15 protein-coding genes are annotated in these 14,558 nt (G+C 65.2%); 11 read left to right on the plus strand and 4 right to left on the minus strand.

Going from position 1 to position 14,558, the window contains the following annotated elements:
• Positions 1-35: 35 nt before the first annotated feature.
• Genes U5805_RS16460 through U5805_RS16470 form a run of 3 tightly spaced genes read right to left on the minus strand, consistent with a single transcriptional unit; the run spans position 36 to position 1,240 of the window.
• A complete protein-coding gene (locus tag U5805_RS16460; RefSeq protein ID WP_322104551.1) occupies positions 36-581 on the minus strand; it encodes a hypothetical protein in 546 nt (181 codons plus the stop codon).
• Positions 566-1,021 (minus strand): hypothetical protein, encoded by a 456-nt coding sequence (locus U5805_RS16465; RefSeq protein WP_322104552.1) that lies wholly within the window; start codon positions 1,019-1,021, stop codon positions 566-568. The genes U5805_RS16460 and U5805_RS16465 overlap by 16 nt, the downstream gene beginning before the upstream one ends.
• Positions 1,022-1,039: 18 nt before the next feature.
• The gene (locus U5805_RS16470; protein ID WP_322104553.1) at positions 1,040-1,240 is read right to left on the minus strand and encodes a hypothetical protein; all 201 of its coding nucleotides are present in this window, start codon (positions 1,238-1,240) and stop codon (positions 1,040-1,042) included.
• On the opposite strand from U5805_RS16470, the gene U5805_RS16475 reads away from it, so the two are divergent.
• The gene (locus tag U5805_RS16475; RefSeq protein WP_322104554.1) at positions 1,230-2,069 is read left to right on the plus strand and encodes an alkaline phosphatase PhoX; all 840 of its coding nucleotides are present in this window, start codon (positions 1,230-1,232) and stop codon (positions 2,067-2,069) included. The two genes, U5805_RS16470 and U5805_RS16475, sit on opposite strands and share 11 nt — an antisense overlap.
• Positions 2,070-2,207: 138 nt before the next feature.
• The gene (locus tag U5805_RS16480) at positions 2,208-4,250 is read left to right on the plus strand and encodes a tetratricopeptide repeat protein (RefSeq protein WP_322104555.1); all 2,043 of its coding nucleotides are present in this window, start codon (positions 2,208-2,210) and stop codon (positions 4,248-4,250) included.
• Positions 4,251-4,335: 85 nt separating this feature from the next.
• Here U5805_RS16480 and U5805_RS16485 read toward each other — a convergent pair whose 3' ends face one another.
• On the minus strand, positions 4,336-5,169 hold the full coding sequence (locus U5805_RS16485; protein WP_322104556.1) for an IclR family transcriptional regulator: 834 nt from the start codon (positions 5,167-5,169) through the stop codon (positions 4,336-4,338).
• A gap of 193 nt (positions 5,170-5,362) precedes the next feature.
• Between U5805_RS16485 and U5805_RS16490 the strand changes: the two genes are divergently transcribed.
• The 9 genes from U5805_RS16490 (at position 5,363) to U5805_RS16530 (ending at position 14,531) form a co-directional block, all read left to right on the plus strand.
• Positions 5,363-6,436, plus strand: a complete 1,074-nt coding sequence (locus tag U5805_RS16490) for a sugar ABC transporter substrate-binding protein (RefSeq protein WP_322104557.1) — start codon at positions 5,363-5,365, stop codon at positions 6,434-6,436.
• Complete coding sequence (locus U5805_RS16495) at positions 6,433-7,986, plus strand: sugar ABC transporter ATP-binding protein (RefSeq protein WP_322104558.1); 1,554 nt, start codon at positions 6,433-6,435, stop codon at positions 7,984-7,986. Before U5805_RS16490 ends, U5805_RS16495 begins: the two co-directional genes overlap by 4 nt.
• On the plus strand, positions 7,976-9,013 hold the full coding sequence (locus U5805_RS16500; RefSeq protein ID WP_322104559.1) for an ABC transporter permease: 1,038 nt from the start codon (positions 7,976-7,978) through the stop codon (positions 9,011-9,013). Before U5805_RS16495 ends, U5805_RS16500 begins: the two co-directional genes overlap by 11 nt.
• A gap of 29 nt (positions 9,014-9,042) precedes the next feature.
• Entirely contained in the window at positions 9,043-9,360 is a 318-nt protein-coding gene (locus U5805_RS16505) for a UxaA family hydrolase (protein ID WP_322104653.1), read from the plus strand.
• Between the two features lie 47 nt (positions 9,361-9,407).
• Entirely contained in the window at positions 9,408-10,715 is a 1,308-nt protein-coding gene (locus U5805_RS16510) for a UxaA family hydrolase (protein WP_322104560.1), read from the plus strand.
• 14 nt (positions 10,716-10,729) lie between these two features.
• Positions 10,730-11,764, plus strand: a complete 1,035-nt coding sequence (locus tag U5805_RS16515) for an aldo/keto reductase (RefSeq protein ID WP_322104561.1) — start codon at positions 10,730-10,732, stop codon at positions 11,762-11,764.
• 19 nt (positions 11,765-11,783) lie between these two features.
• Positions 11,784-12,635 carry an amidohydrolase family protein gene (locus U5805_RS16520; protein WP_322104654.1) on the plus strand — a complete coding sequence of 284 codons (852 nt, stop codon included), beginning with the start codon at positions 11,784-11,786 and terminating at the stop codon, positions 12,633-12,635.
• A 254-nt stretch (positions 12,636-12,889) separates the two neighbouring features.
• The gene (locus tag U5805_RS16525; RefSeq protein ID WP_322104562.1) at positions 12,890-13,639 is read left to right on the plus strand and encodes an SDR family oxidoreductase; all 750 of its coding nucleotides are present in this window, start codon (positions 12,890-12,892) and stop codon (positions 13,637-13,639) included.
• Between the two features lie 43 nt (positions 13,640-13,682).
• The gene (locus U5805_RS16530; protein ID WP_322104563.1) at positions 13,683-14,531 is read left to right on the plus strand and encodes an ureidoglycolate lyase; all 849 of its coding nucleotides are present in this window, start codon (positions 13,683-13,685) and stop codon (positions 14,529-14,531) included.
• Positions 14,532-14,558 lie beyond the last annotated feature (27 nt).

A 14,558-nucleotide genomic window follows, 5' to 3' on the forward strand; every position in this document is an offset into this window, starting at 1 on the left:
ACCGCGCGCCCTTTTATGACACGAGCCAGACGGCGCTACGCCGCGAGCTTCGCCAGCGCTTCGTCGATCTGGCCGCGCGTAAGCGACAACTCTTCGATCCATGTTTGCGGGTACTGCGCGCCCGTTTCCTTTTCGAGGCGCGCGATGGTCGCGGCGCAACGCGCGGCGTCCTTCGGCGTGGCGATGAACGCTTTCACCGACTGGCCGCCCTGGAACGCCTCGAACAGCGGCGTGCGGATCTCGTCGGGCAGCGCGCGCGTGGTCCACTGATGCGTCTTGCCGTTGAACGTGAGCGAAGGCGGCAGCACGCGCTCCTTGCGGGTCGCCGGAATCAGGCCGAAATTGCGCGCCGCTTCCGCGATCTGTTCTTGCGTAAACAGCTCCTCGGGCGCGATGTCGAATTGCGCGATCGCGGTTTCGACGGTCTTCATCGCGTCGGCGCGATCGTCGCGCTTTTTCTGCGCGCGCGCGACGATGTCGCGCAGTTCGTCGGCTTCGTCAGCCGTGATCGTGAAGCTCGCCTGTTTCTGCTGAAGCTCGGAAAAGCGCTGGAATTCTTGATCGGTCAGGAGTTTCGCCATGGGTTTTCAGGGTTTTCGCATGCGCGGCCGCCATTTGCCGTGAAGCAAAGGCGCGCGGGTTTTTGAAAGGGCCGCCATTCTAACTGGTTTTGGAAATGCACCGACTTCGTCATAATGTGCCCCGGCATGCCGAGGTCGTCGGTTTGTCTGAATACACCTGGGACAGCGGAGCGCGGTCGAGCGGGAACGTCGGCGCAACGGGGATGATGCGTACTCGGCCCGAGGGGATTACAACTTGAAATATCAAGACTCCTAACATTAATCAAAATGACAATATCCAAACAAAAAATAATCAAATCGCTTACTGTTGTTCTGGCATCGTGCGGTTTCCTGCTCGCGGGCTGCGGCGGTTCGGGCTCGTCGGCATCGGCGGGTGCTTCGGCGGGCGCTTCGGCGGCAGCCGCCACGCCGTTAACACTCGCGGCGGGCACCACCACCAACCTTGCCGCGAACACCGATTATCTGGTTCCCTCCGGCACGACGGTCGCCGGGCCGAACAACACCTCGGTAACCATCAACGGATCGTCGAATGCGATCAACGCGCTGGTAGGTTCGCTCGCCACGGTGCCGGCTACCGCAACCGGCCCGGCAACGAACCGGGTGGCCACGACGACAACCGCTGCGGCCGTGGGCATCCCGGCGCCGACCGTGTCCGTCATTGCGGGTTCGGCTACCAGCAATACCACGCCCGTGGACGGTACCGGCACCGCCGCAGTTTTCTGGGGCGGCGGCGACATGGTGCTCGACCCCGTCTCGGGCAATCTTCTGGTCAGTGACGTTGGGCGTTTGCGGCAAGTCACGATGTCCGGCCAGGTGACAACGCTGGATCAAACGTTCGCGTGGACTGGGCTGGCGATGGATGCCTCGGAGAATCTCTACGGTTCGCCGCAGACCAACAAGGAGCCGAATTATCCGTTTCTCGTGAAGCGCACGCCTGCCGGCGTGATCCAGACGCTAATACCGCCGGCGGCCGCGAGCAGTCCGGATATCAGCCTGAGCAGCATTGCCGTTGATGCCTCGGGCAATATCTATGGCGCCGACACGCAAAATCGCCAGATTATCCGCATCACGCAGGCAGGCGCGATTTCCGTGATCGCAGGCAGCGGCGCAAATGGCTCGGCAGACGGCACCGGTACGGCGGCCAGCTTCTCGGACCCGTCGGGCATTGCTTTCGACCCGGCGGGCAACCTTTGGGTGGCCGACAACGGCAACGGCGTGCGCAAGATTTCGCCCGATGGCGTCGTGACCACAGTGATGCCCGGGCTTTCCCTCTCGGCGATTACGGTGGACCACGCTGGAAATGTCTATGCGTCGTCGGGATTTAATCTCGTCCGCATCGACACGACGGGCAAACAGGTCACTTACAATTTCATTGCGGGGGCGGCGGGTTCGAACTTCCTCGGCGCGCTGGCGACCGACAGCAACGGCGCGCTGTATGTCGAAACGCGCGGTGCGGGCGCGCAGATCGTGAAGATGACGTTCAATTGAACCCGTAAAGCATGAGCGGGCCGGCTCGGCGCCTGCGTTGCCGCGGGCATCGAGCCGCTTCGCATGCGCGGCGTTCTCACTCGCCGATGTAGGACACGTCCGATTTTCGCCTGCAAGCGCGCTGGCTAACATCGCCGGATGAACTCCTCCCGCCATTCCTCCGCTCCCCGTTCGCATGCCGATACGCTGCTCGAGCGCGGCATCGAACATCTGAACGCCGAAAAATACACGCATGCGCAAGCGCTCTTTTGCGAAATCCTTTCGCAAGATCCACAGCATGCCGAAGCGCTGCATCAGCTCGGCATAATCTGCGCGCGCCAGCAGCAATTCCCCGAAGCCGAAAAGTACCTTCGCGCCGCGCTCGCGCAGCGCGAAAGCGGCGCGCTCCGCCGCGATCTCGCGTGGAGCCTGCTTTGGCAAGGCCGCGACGGCGAAGCGATCGAGGCGTATCGCGCGGCCATCGGCCAAGGCGTGCGCGAGGCGCGCGTGTTCAACAACCTCGGCAATCTGCTGAAGAAGCGCAATTCGATTCCGCAAGCCGAGGCGTGCTACCGCGAGGCCATCGCCACCGACGCGCGTTACGCCGTCGCCTACAGCAATCTGGCGATGCTGCAACAGGACGCGGGTCAGTTCGAAGCCGCCGAGGCCAATCTGCGCGCAGCGCTCAAGCTCGACGGCAATTCGGCGCATCTCTGGCAATGCTTCGGCGGCTTGCTGGAGCGCATGGACCGTCTCGACGAAGCCGACGAAGCTTATTGCCGCGGCGGCCGCTGGGAAGCCGCGCAATACGTGCGGCGATGCGAGGCGCACTGGCAGCAGCTCGACGAAATTGATTCGGCCGCGCTTTCCATGGTCGCGCAAGGCATGGCGGACAATCTCACGCCGTGGTGTCTGATCGGCATTCCCGCGCTTACGCCGGAATTGCACCGCGAGGCGGGCGCGCGTTTCGCGCAAAGCCGCTGGCGCGGCGAACTGGCGGCGCCGTTCATGGTCGCGCGCGGCGCCGGGCTGCCTGCGGCGCTCGCGCGTTTCGAAGCGGGCGAGCGCTTGCGTATCGGCTATCTTTCGTCGGATTTTTACGATCACGCCACGCTGCGCCTGCTCGCCGGCGTGCTGGAATTGCACGATCCGGCGCGCTTCGCCGTGCATCTCTACTCCTACGGCCCCGATCCCGACGCCACGGCGCGCGACCGCTTTTCGCACGTTCCGGGCGTCTGGCACGACGTGAGCGCCGTGTCCGACGCGCAGGCCGCCGCGCAAATCGCGCACGACGGCATTCATCTGCTCGTCGATCTCAAGGGCTACACCACGGGCGCGCGGCTCGGCATCACGGCGCTGCGGCCCGCGCCCGTGATCGTGAGCTGGCTCGGCTATCCGGGCTCGCTCGGCCACGCGCGCCTCGCCGATTACGTCGTTTCCGACGCCATCGTCTCGCCGCCCGCAACGGCGGCCGGCCACTACAGCGAAACGCTCGCGCTGATGCCGCGTTGCTATCAGCCCGTCGATCATCGCCGGCAAAGCGCGCCGCCGCCCACGCGCGCGCAGGCGGGCTTGCCCGAAACCGGCTTCGTGTTTTGCAGCTTCAATCAGGTGTTCAAGTTCAACGCGCGCATCTCCGCCATCTGGGCGCGGCTGCTCAAGTCCACGCCGGGCAGCGTGCTGTGGTTGCTCGACCCGGGTTCGGAGCGCGCGCGCGGCAACTTGCGCAAGTTCTACGAGTCGCAGGGCGTCGACCCGGCGCGCGTGATCTTTGCGCCGAAGCTGCCGTACGAACTGCATCTTGCACGGCTGGCGCTGGCCGATCTCGCGTTGGACACGTTGCCGGCGGGCTCGCACACCACGGGCAGCGACGCGCTCTGGGCCGGCGTGCCGATGGTGACGGCGCTCGGCACGTTGTTCGCGGGCCGCGTGGGCGCGAGTCTGCTGCATGCGGTGGGTCTCGAAGAACTTGTCGCGCGCGATCTCGACACGTATTTCCAGATGGCGCTCGGCTTCGCGCTGGACGCGCCGTGGCGCGCGCGCGTGCGCGAAAAGCTGGCGGCGGCGCGCAAGGCGTCGCTGTTGTTCGACACGCTCGCGTTCACGCGCGATCTCGAGCGGCTCTATGTGGCCATCGTGCAGCGCGAGGCGCAAGGCCTGAGCGGCGATCGCACGCCCGTCGTGGCGCGACCGGTCGCGTAGCACGTCGAGTAATAAATCGAGAACAAGCCGCGCGATAAATCGAGTAATAAGCGCGCCGCGCAATCCCCGCGCGGCGTGACGCCGTTCACGCCGCGCTTTCCTCGCGCAACATCGAAAGTTCCCGCACGGTCTCGCGCAACATGTGCGTGGCTTCGTCGAGCGAAGGCGCGACGTATTCGTCGATGCGCTTCAAAAACGGGCAAGTGAGCGCCGCGATCGCTTGCCCCGACGGCCCCAGCACGGGAAACGTCACATCCGTCACGCCGAAAATCTGCTGACTGTCCTTGCGCGAGAAACCGGCTTCGCGCACCTGCTCGCATGCGGCCTCGAGCGCCGCATGGTCGATCGTCACTTCGCCCTTCACCTTCGTATGTTCCGCGAGCATGTGCGCGCGCTGCTCCGGCGTTTGCCATGCGAGCAGCGTGCGGCCCGAACTCGTGTCGACGAGACCCACGCGCGAACCGAGCCGCACCGCGATCCCCCACGTGCCCGGCCCGTCGACCTGCGCGATCACGAGCAGATTGCCGCGGTCATAAACCGTGAGATGGCACGACTGCTCGGCGTCGTTGGCGAAGCGCTGCATGAGCGGCAGCGCCTCGGCGATCAGCCGCTCCATCGGCGGATGACGGTGCGCGAGCGCGAATAGCTTGAGGCTCAGCGCGTAGCGGTCGCCGGCCTCGGAGCGCATCACGTACTGGCGCGCGACAAGCCGCTCCAGCATGCGATAGATCTCGCTCGCGTTGCGCCCGAGCGCCTTGGTGATTTCCGCGCGCGTGAGGCCGCCGCGCTGCTCCGCGAGCAGTTCGAGAATGTCGAGCCCTTTGTCGAGCGCGGGCGCGCGGTAGCGGTCGGCGTCGTCGCGATCGTCCTTGTCGTCGTCGGGCGCGCTTTCCGTCGGCGATTTCGCGTTGTTCTTCATTCGGCGTTCCCAGGGAAATTACGGACCGATGCTGCACCGCACATTCCTTGACCTTGTGCGATGCGTATATGAATAATACGTTCACTGGTGAACATACACCAGCGACGTCTGGAAAGGGAAGCGGCAACACAACGACAGAATCCGACGCACCGACCTGACCATCAGGCGACGTGCGACCCACAAGGAGACAGACATGGCGTTCGCATCCGGGCTCGTTCAGGCCCGCTCATCCACTCGAACCGGCAAGGCGCGCCGCCTGGCGCGCGCGGCGGCTCTCGCGACCAGGGCGCTGTGCGTCACGGCCCTGTGCGCGGCCGGCGCGGCGCACGCGGCGGACGTCGGCAAGGTCGGCCTCGGGTTGCCGCTGCTCACTTCGCCGTTCTGGCAGTCGTACAACAACTACCTTGGCGTCTACGCGAAGCAGATGGGCATCGACATTCTCGCGCCCGTCAATTCGAACAACGACCCGGCCCAGCAGATCACGGACATGAACAACATGATCAATCTGGGCGCGAAGGGCATCGTGGTAGGCCCGATCGATTCGGCGGCGATCAGCCGCGCGCTGGACAGCGCGGCGCAGAAGAACGTGAAAATCGTGGCCGTGGACGTGGCGCCCACGCAAGGCACGGTGGCGATGGTCGTGCGCGCCGACAACCGCGCGTATGGCGAAAAGGCGTGCAAGTACATCGGCGAACATGTGAAATCGGGCAAGGTCGTGCAGATCATGGGCGATCTGGCTTCGGTGAACGGCCGCGACCGTTCCGAGGCGTTTCGCGCTTGCCTGAAGAATTATCCGGGTCTTTCGCTGCTGGAAATTCCGGCCGGATGGAAGGGCGACGTGGCGGCGAGCGCGCTCGACAGCCTGCTGACCGCGAACCCCGACGTGAAGGCGATCTACATGCAGGCGGGCGGCGTGTATCTCTCGCCCACCTTGCAAACGCTGCGCCGCAAGCAACTGCTGTTTCCCGCGGGCGACCCGAAGCATATCGTGATCGTTTCCAACGACGGAATTCCTCAGGAGTTCGAAGCAATTCGCAAGGGCGAGATCGACGCGACCATTTCGCAGCCCGCCGACGCCTATGCGAAATACGGCCTTTACTACATGAAAGCCGCGCTCGAAGGCAAGACGTTCAAGCCGGGCAAGACCGATCACGACAGCAATATCGTCCAGTTGCAACCGGGCGTGCTCGAAGATCAATTGCCCGCGCCGCTCGTGACGAAGCAGAACGTCGACGACAAGAACCTCTGGGGCAATACCGTCAAATGAGCGCCCAAACGAGCGATCGAACGAGCGGCCGGTTCGCGGCGCCGGAGGCGCCGCCTGTGGTCGAGGCGAGCGGCGTGACGAAGCGCTTCGGCTCCACGGCGGCGCTTGCCGGCGTGAGCTTGCGCGTGATGGCCGGCGAGTCGCATGCGCTCGTCGGCCGCAACGGCGCGGGCAAATCCACGCTCGTGTCGATCCTCACGGGCCTGCGCAAACCCGACGAAGGCGGCGTGCGCTTCAACGGCGAAGCCGCGCCGCCCATCGCCGACCGTGACGCGTGGCGCGAGCGCGTCGCGTGCGTCTATCAGCATTCGACGATCATTCGCGATCTCACGGTCGCGGAGAATCTGTTCATCAATCGCCAGCCGAAAAAACGCGGCGTGATCGACTGGCCGACCATGCGCCGCGACGCGCGCGCGTTGCTCGACCATTGGCGCATCGACGTGCGCGAGGACGCGCGCGCGGGCGACCTCACCGTGGAAGCGCGTCAACTCGTGGAGATCGCGCGGGCGCTTTCGTATGGCGCGCGTTTCATCATTCTCGACGAACCCACGGCGCAACTCGACGGCGAAGAGATCAAGCGCCTCTTCAAACGGATCGACGAATTGCAGCGCGAGGGCGTGACGTTTCTCTTCATCTCGCATCATCTGCAAGAGGTGTACGAGATTTGCCAGGCCGTGACGGTGCTGCGCGATGCGCGTCATATCGTCAGCGCACCGGTTGCGGAATTGCCGCGCGAACGGTTGATCGAGGCGATGACGGGCGAGCGCGGCGGCCTCAACGTCGCCGATGCCGCCGCGCGCGCGGCCTTGCCCGCCGACGCGCCGCTTGCGCTCGAAGTGCGCGCGCTTTCGGGCCACGACTACCGCGACGTCTCGTTCGCCGTGAAGCGCGGCGAAGTGGTGGGCATCGCGGGCGCGACGAGCAGCGGCCGCACGAGCGTGGGCGAAGCCGTTGCGGGACTCACGGCGCAGCAGTCCGGCGAAATTCGCGTGAAGGGCGTGACGCTCGCGCCCGGCGACGTGCCCGCCGCGCTCGCGCACGGCGTGGGCTGCGTGCCGAAGGATCGCCATCACGAGGGTCTCGTGCTCACGCAGTCGATTGCCGAAAATGCTTCGATGACGATTGCGGGCCTGCTCGGCCGCTTCGGTTTCGCGCCGCCCGCGAAGAAGCATGGCGTGGGCAAGCGCATGATCGAAGCGCTCGGCATCGTCGCGCAAGGACCGGATCACGTGGTGTCCGGCCTGTCGGGCGGCAATCAGCAAAAAGTCGTCATGGCGCGCGCATTGGCAAGCAGTCCTGACGTTCTCGTGCTGATCGATCCCACGGCGGGCGTGGACGTCAAATCGAAGGAAGCGCTGCTTTCCGTGGTGGATCGCGTGCGCGACGAAGGCAAGGCCGTGCTCGTGGTGTCCAGCGAACTCGACGACTTGCGCACCTGCGACCGCGTGCTCGTGATGTTTCGCGGCGAAGTGGTGGCGGAAGTGCCGGCGGGTTGGCAGGACCACGAGTTGATCGCATCGATTGAAGGAGTCGATCTTCATGAAGAATAGTGTTTCGACGTCCGCGTTCGCGACGGCGCAGGCCGATTCGGCCGCCGGCCGCCGCGTGCGCCCTCGCATCGAACTGGCGCGCTTGCGCGACTTCGCGCTGTTGCCCGCGCTCGTGTTGCTGATCGTGATCGGCGGCTTCGTGAGCCCGAGCTTTCTCACGCGCGCGAATCTCATCAGCGTGCTTGGCGCTTCGGCGGCGCTCGCGCTCGTGGTGCTCGCCGAATCGCTGATCGTGCTCACCGGCAAGTTCGATCTTTCGCTCGAATCCACGGTGGGCATCGCGCCCGCCGTCGGCGCGATGCTCGTGATGCCCGCGGCATCGGCGGGATTCGGCTTGCAATGGCCCGCGTTCGCAGGCTTGATCGCGATTGTAGTGGTGGGCGCGGCGATCGGCTTCATCAACGGTTTTCTGGTCGTGCGCCTGCGCCTGAATGCGTTCATCGTCACGCTCGCCATGCTCATCGTGCTGCGCGGCATGCTGGTGGGCGCAACGAAGGGCGGCACGCTGTTCGACATGCCGTCGTCGTTTTTCACGCTCGCCACCACCATCGTGCTGGGCTTGCCGCTTTCGGTGTGGCTCGCGGCGGCCGCGTTCGCCATTGCCGCGTTCATGCTGCGCTATCACCGCGTGGGGCGCGCGCTTTATGCGATCGGCGGCAATCCCGATGCGGCGCGCGCCGCGGGCATTCGCGTGGAGCGCATTACGTGGGGCGTGTTCGTGCTCGGCAGCATTCTCGCGGCGCTGGGCGGTTTGATCGTCACGGGCTATGTGGGCGCGATCAACGCGAACCAGGGTAACGGCATGATCTTCACCGTGTTCGCGGCCGCCGTGATCGGCGGCATTTCGCTCGACGGCGGCAAGGGCACGATGTTCGGCGCGCTCTCGGGCGTGCTGCTGCTCGGCGTGGTGCAGAATCTGCTGACGCTCGCGCAAGTGCCTTCGTTCTGGATTCAGGCGATTTACGGCGCGATCATCCTCGGCTCGCTGATGGTGGCGCGGCTCGCGGGCGGCGAGGCACAGAACTGAGGCATTCAGCGGAGATTCATGTGAACGCAATCACAACGCAGACGGACTCGCGTCTCATCCTGCTTTCGCCCGACGACAACTGCCTGATCGCGGCGGCGCGTCTGGAAGCGGGCGAGACGCTGGAGATAGAAGGCGAGCGCGTGACGCTCGCCAGGACCATCGAACTCGGCCACAAGGTCGCGCGCCGCGCGCTCGCGCAGGACGAAAAGGTGGTGCGCTACGGCGCGCGCATCGGCCATGTGACCACGGCGGTTGCGCGCGGCGAGCATCTGCATACGCATAACGTCGAAAGCGATTATCTGCCTACTTACACGCACGACGCGGGACACGAATTCGTTTCGCACTAGCGCGAACGCCAGCACGAACATCAGCACGCACCAGCAGGATTCACGTCATGACTTCAAGCAACGTCACTTCATTGCCGACCGATGCGCCCATGCTCGAAGGCTGGTTGCGCAACGACGGCCGCAAGGGCATCCGCAACGTGGTTGCGGTGGCCTATCTCGTCGAATGCGCGCATCATGTGGCGCGCGAAATCGTCGCGCATTTCCGCGTGCCATCCGATATTTTCGGCGATGGCGAGGCGCCCCGCGAGCCGCCCGTGCATTTGATCGGCTTTCCCGGTTGTTTTCCCAACAGCTACGCCGAAAAAATGATGACGCAACTCGCCACGCACCCGAACGTGGGCGCGGTGCTGTTCGTTTCGCTCGGCTGCGAAAGCATGAACAAGCATTATCTCGTCGATCAGGTGCGCGCGAGCGGCCGGCCCGTAGAAGTGCTAACGATTCAGGAAAAAGGCGGCACGCGCAGCACGATTCAATATGGCGTGGATTGGGTGCGCGAGGCGCGCACGCAACTCGCACAACAAAAGAAGGTGCCGATGCGCCTGGACGAACTCGTGGTCGGCACGATTTGCGGCGGCTCGGACGGCACGAGCGGCATCACGGCGAACCCGGCGGTGGGCCGCGCGTTCGACAAGCTGATCGACGCGGGCGCCGCCTGCATCTTCGAAGAAACCGGCGAACTCGTGGGCTGCGAATTCCATATGGAAAGCCGCGCGGCACGGCCGGAACTGGGCGCGGAAATCGTCAAGTGCGTGGCCAAGGCCGCGCGTTACTATTCGATCCTCGGGCACGGTTCGTTCGCCGTGGGCAATGCCGACGGCGGCCTCACCACCCAGGAAGAAAAGTCGCTGGGCGCCTATGCCAAAAGCGGTGCTTCGCCGATCGTGGGCATCGTGAAGCCCGGCGACGTGCCGCCGACCGGCGGCTTGTATCTGCTCGACGTGGTGCCCGACGGCGAACCTCGTTTCGGATTCCCAAACATTAGCGACAACGCCGAAATCGCGGAACTCATTGCGTGCGGCGCGCATGTGATCCTGTTCACGACAGGGCGCGGCTCCGTGGTCGGGTCGGCGCTCGCGCCCGTAATCAAGGTGTGCGCGAATCCCGTTACCTACCGCAATCTGTCCGGCGACATGGACGTGGACGCGGGCCGCATACTCGAAGGCCGCGCCACGCTCGACGAAGTGGGCAGCGAGGTGTTCGCGCGCACGCTGGAAGTCGCGCGCGGAATTCGTTCGAAGTCCGAAGAATTAGGGCATCAGGAATTCATTCTTACGTACAAGACATTCGAGCCGGTCGGTCCCGCTTGCCTGCCCGCGAGCGCGCGCTTGCCGATTGTCGAAGCAGCGCCGCACTGAGCCGGAGCGAGCAGATGCAGCCCCATCCGAAGGTAACGCAAAAGCGCCGCGTCGGCCGCACGGCGCTGGAAGTGACGGCGTTGAGTCTAGGCACCGCGCCGCTCGGCGGCCTTTATCGCGATCTCAGCGAAGAAGAGGCGCAAGCCACGGTCGACGCCGCATGGCAAGCGGGCATCCGCTATTTCGACACCGCGCCGCATTACGGTCATACGAAGGCCGAGCATCGGCTGGGCGCGGCGCTGCGCCGTTATCCGCGCAACGAATACGTGCTCTCGACCAAAGTGGGGCGCCGCTTCGTGCCGCGCACGCATCCCTACGACGGCAGCGAAGGCTGGCAAGATCCCCTGCCGTTCGAGGCGATTTACGACTACACGCGCGACGGCATTCTGCGTTCGTTCGAGGACAGCCAGATGCGGCTTGGCATCGTCGATATCGACATGTTGCTCGTACACGATATCGGCCGCGTTACGCATGGCGATCGCAATACGCATTACTGGCGCCAGCTCGGCGAAGGCGGCGGCTTTCGCGCGCTCGACGAATTGCGCGCGGCGGGCGCGATCAAGGCGATCGGGTTTGGCGTGAACGAGCGCGAAGTGATACGCGAAGCGATGCGCGAGTTCGATATCGACTGCGCCTTGCTCGCGGGCCGTTACACGCTGCTGGAGCAAGCGCCGCTCGACGATCTATTGCCCGAATGCGAGAAGAAAGGCGTGAGCATTCTGCTGGGCGGCGCGTTCAATTCGGGCATTCTCGCGCGCGGTTTGCTCGGCGATCTCAGGTTCAATTACGGCGATGCGCCGCGCGACGTCGTCGATCGCGTCGCGCATCTCGAAGCCGTGTGCCGCGCGCACGATGCGCCGCTCGCGGCCGCCGCGTTGCAGTTTCCCTATGCGCACCCGGTTGTGGCCACGGTGCTCAACGGCGCGCGCAGCGCGGCCGAAGTGCGCGAGAACGTGGCGTCGTTCGAAACCGCGTTGCCGCGCGACTTGTGGCTTGCGTTGCGCGACAACGGTCTCGTCGATTCGCGCGCGCCGTTGCCGCAGGTGTGAGATGAACCTGCCGATCGTGATTGCCGTCGACGCTCATCAGCATTACTGGAACCCCGCGCGCGGCGACTATGGCTGGCTCACGCCGCAAATGACCGCGCTCTACCGCACGTTTGCTCCCGCCGATCTCGCGCCGTTGCGCGCCGCGTGCGGCGTTCAGCGCACGGTGGTCGTGCAGGCCGCGCCGACTGTCGACGAAACGCGTTACCTGCTCGATCTCGCGCGCCACGACGATTCGATCGCGGGCGTCGTGGGCTGGGTGCCGCTCGACGATCCGCACGCCGCAACGTTGATTGCCGAACTCGCGCGCGAACCGAAGTTGCGCGGCGTGCGGCCGATGCTGCAAGACTTGCCCGACGACGACTGGATCGCGACCGCGAACACGGCGCGCGCCGTCGATGCACTGATCGCGCACGACCTCGCTTTCGACGCGCTCGTTTTCACGCGCCATGCGAATGCGCTCGCCGCCTTTCTCGCGCGGCATCCCGCGTTGCGCGTGGTGATCGACCATGGCGCGAAGCCGCCGATTGCCGATGGCGCGCGACACGAGGCCGTCGATCCCGCGTGGTTCCAGGCGATTGCGCGGCTCGCGCGGTTTGCGCAAGTGCATTGCAAGCTTTCGGGCCTTGCGACCGAAGCCGCGCCGGGTTGGAGCGACGCCACGCTCGCGCCGTGGGTCGCGCATCTGCTCGCGAGCTTCGGCGCGCGGCGCGTGATGTGGGGCAGCGACTGGCCCGTGCTGAATCTCAACGGCGATTACGCGCGCTGGCACGCGTGCGCGCAGCGTTTGCTCGCGCCGTTGACGGACGAGGAACGCGCGGCGGTGTTCGGCGGCAACGCGGCGCGTTTTTATCGGCTGGCTCGAATGGATTGACGCGTGGGTCAATGCATGGCTCAAGGCATGGATCAACGCACGGATCGGCGTGAACGAATGCGGGTCGGTTAGCGTGGACGCCGGTCCAGCCGGTTAGACAACGCCTGGCGAACGCCACGCAACGCGTGGGCGTCGCCATAATGTCGGGCTGCATCGTCGTGACGTCTTCCGCTGGCTTTTTCCTTTCAACGCGGCATGAGGCGCTTACTGCAATACCGGGTATCGCCGCGCCGCGCTTCCAACCGGAGTGGCAGATGGTACAAAGACTGGCCGGCAAGACGGCCTTGATCACCGCGGCGGGCCAAGGCATCGGCTACGCCACCGCCGGGTTGTTCGCGCGCGAAGGCGCACGCGTGATCGCGACGGACATCCGCGTCGACTCGCTGGCCGCGCTGGGCGGCCAGGTGGAGGCCCGCAAGCTCGACGTGCTCGACAATGCCGCCGTGCAGGCGCTCGCGAAGGAACTGGGCGCCATCGACGTGCTGTTCAATTGCGCGGGCTTCGTGCATGCGGGCTCGATTCTGGAGGCGAGCGAGGAAGATTGGGACTTCGCGTTCGACCTGAATGCGAAGGCGATGTACCGCACGATTCGCGCGTTCTTGCCCGCGATGCTGGAAGCGGGCGGCGGCTCGATCATCAATATGTCGTCGGCGGCTTCGAGCGTGAAGGGCGTGCCGAACCGCTTCGTCTACGGCGCTTCGAAGGCCGCTGTGATAGGGTTGACCAAGGCGGTCGCCGCCGATTTCGTCACGCGCGGCGTGCGCTGCAACGCGATTTGTCCCGGCACCGTGAATTCGCCGTCGCTGGAAGAACGCATCGCCGCGCAAGCGGCGGCGCAAGGCACGAGCGTGGATGCAGCGCGTGCGGCGTTCGTCGCGCGTCAGCCGATGGGGCGCGTGGGTCGGCCCGAAGAAATCGCGGCGCTCGCGCTTTATCTCGCTTCGGACGAAGCGTCGTTCACCACCGGCCAGGCGCATGTGATCGACGGCGGCTGGTCTAACTAGTTGGTCGGTTCGCAGACATTCCGTACATAAGGAACTTGAGACGATGAAACTGCTTCGCTATGGCCCGAAGGGCCACGAAAAACCGGGTCTGCTCGACGCGCAAGGCGGCATTCGCGCGCTTTCGGGCGCCGTGGCCGATATCGCGGGCGACGTGCTTTCCGACGCCGGCCTCGCGCAACTGCGCTCGATCGACCCCGAAACGCTGCCGCTCGTCGGGGACAATCCGCGCATCGGGCCGTGCGTGGGCCAGATCGGCAAGATGGTGTGCATCGGCCTGAATTACGCCGATCACGCGGCCGAATCCGGCATGCCGGTGCCCGCGGAGCCGGTCGTGTTCAACAAGTGGACGAGCGCGATTGTCGGCCCGAACGACGACATCGAAATTCCGCGCGGCTCGAAGAAAACCGACTGGGAAGTCGAACTGGGCGTGGTGATCGGCAAGTACGCGAAGAACGTGAGCGAAGCCGAGGCGCTCGACTACGTGGCGGGTTACTGCGTCATCAACGACGTGTCCGAGCGCGAATGGCAGATCGAGCGCGGCGGCCAGTGGGACAAGGGCAAGGGCTTCGACACGTTCGGCCCGACCGGCCCGTGGCTCGTTACGCGCGACGAGGTGCCCGATCCGCAGAATCTTTCGATGTGGCTCGAAGTGGACGGTCATCGCTACCAGAACGGCAGCACGCGCACGATGATCTTCACGGTCGCGAAGCTCGTGTCGTATCTCTCGCAGTGCATGAGCCTCCAGCCGGGCGACGTGATTTCCACGGGCACGCCGCCGGGCGTGGGCATGGGCGTGAAGCCTTCGCCGGTGTATCTGAAGGCGGGGCAGACGGTGCGGCTCGGCATCGAAGGGCTCGGCGAGCAGACGCAGAAGACGCGCGCGGCGGAATAAGCGCGGCGTCGCCGATAAAGCGCGCGA

The organism is Paraburkholderia sp. J41 (assembly GCF_905220235.1).
Classification (GTDB): Bacteria; Pseudomonadota; Gammaproteobacteria; order Burkholderiales; family Burkholderiaceae; genus Paraburkholderia.

What these genes read in the sequence shown, in the direction of transcription:
- U5805_RS16460 (WP_322104551.1), bottom strand. Translation starts at nt 581, where the DNA reads ATGGCGAAACTCCTGACCGATCAAGAATTCCAGCGCTTTTCCGAGCTT.
- U5805_RS16515 (WP_322104561.1), top strand. Translation starts at nt 10,730, where the DNA reads ATGCAGCCCCATCCGAAGGTAACGCAAAAGCGCCGCGTCGGCCGCACG.
- U5805_RS16470 (WP_322104553.1), bottom strand. Translation starts at nt 1,240, where the DNA reads ATGACGGACACGGTCGGCGCCGGGATGCCCACGGCCGCAGCGGTTGTC.
- U5805_RS16480 (WP_322104555.1), top strand. Translation starts at nt 2,208, where the DNA reads ATGAACTCCTCCCGCCATTCCTCCGCTCCCCGTTCGCATGCCGATACG.
- U5805_RS16525 (WP_322104562.1), top strand. Translation starts at nt 12,890, where the DNA reads ATGGTACAAAGACTGGCCGGCAAGACGGCCTTGATCACCGCGGCGGGC.
- U5805_RS16500 (WP_322104559.1), top strand. Translation starts at nt 7,976, where the DNA reads ATGAAGAATAGTGTTTCGACGTCCGCGTTCGCGACGGCGCAGGCCGAT.
- U5805_RS16530 (WP_322104563.1), top strand. Translation starts at nt 13,683, where the DNA reads ATGAAACTGCTTCGCTATGGCCCGAAGGGCCACGAAAAACCGGGTCTG.
- U5805_RS16495 (WP_322104558.1), top strand. Translation starts at nt 6,433, where the DNA reads ATGAGCGCCCAAACGAGCGATCGAACGAGCGGCCGGTTCGCGGCGCCG.
- U5805_RS16510 (WP_322104560.1), top strand. Translation starts at nt 9,408, where the DNA reads ATGACTTCAAGCAACGTCACTTCATTGCCGACCGATGCGCCCATGCTC.
- U5805_RS16490 (WP_322104557.1), top strand. Translation starts at nt 5,363, where the DNA reads ATGGCGTTCGCATCCGGGCTCGTTCAGGCCCGCTCATCCACTCGAACC.
- U5805_RS16485 (WP_322104556.1), bottom strand. Translation starts at nt 5,169, where the DNA reads ATGAAGAACAACGCGAAATCGCCGACGGAAAGCGCGCCCGACGACGAC.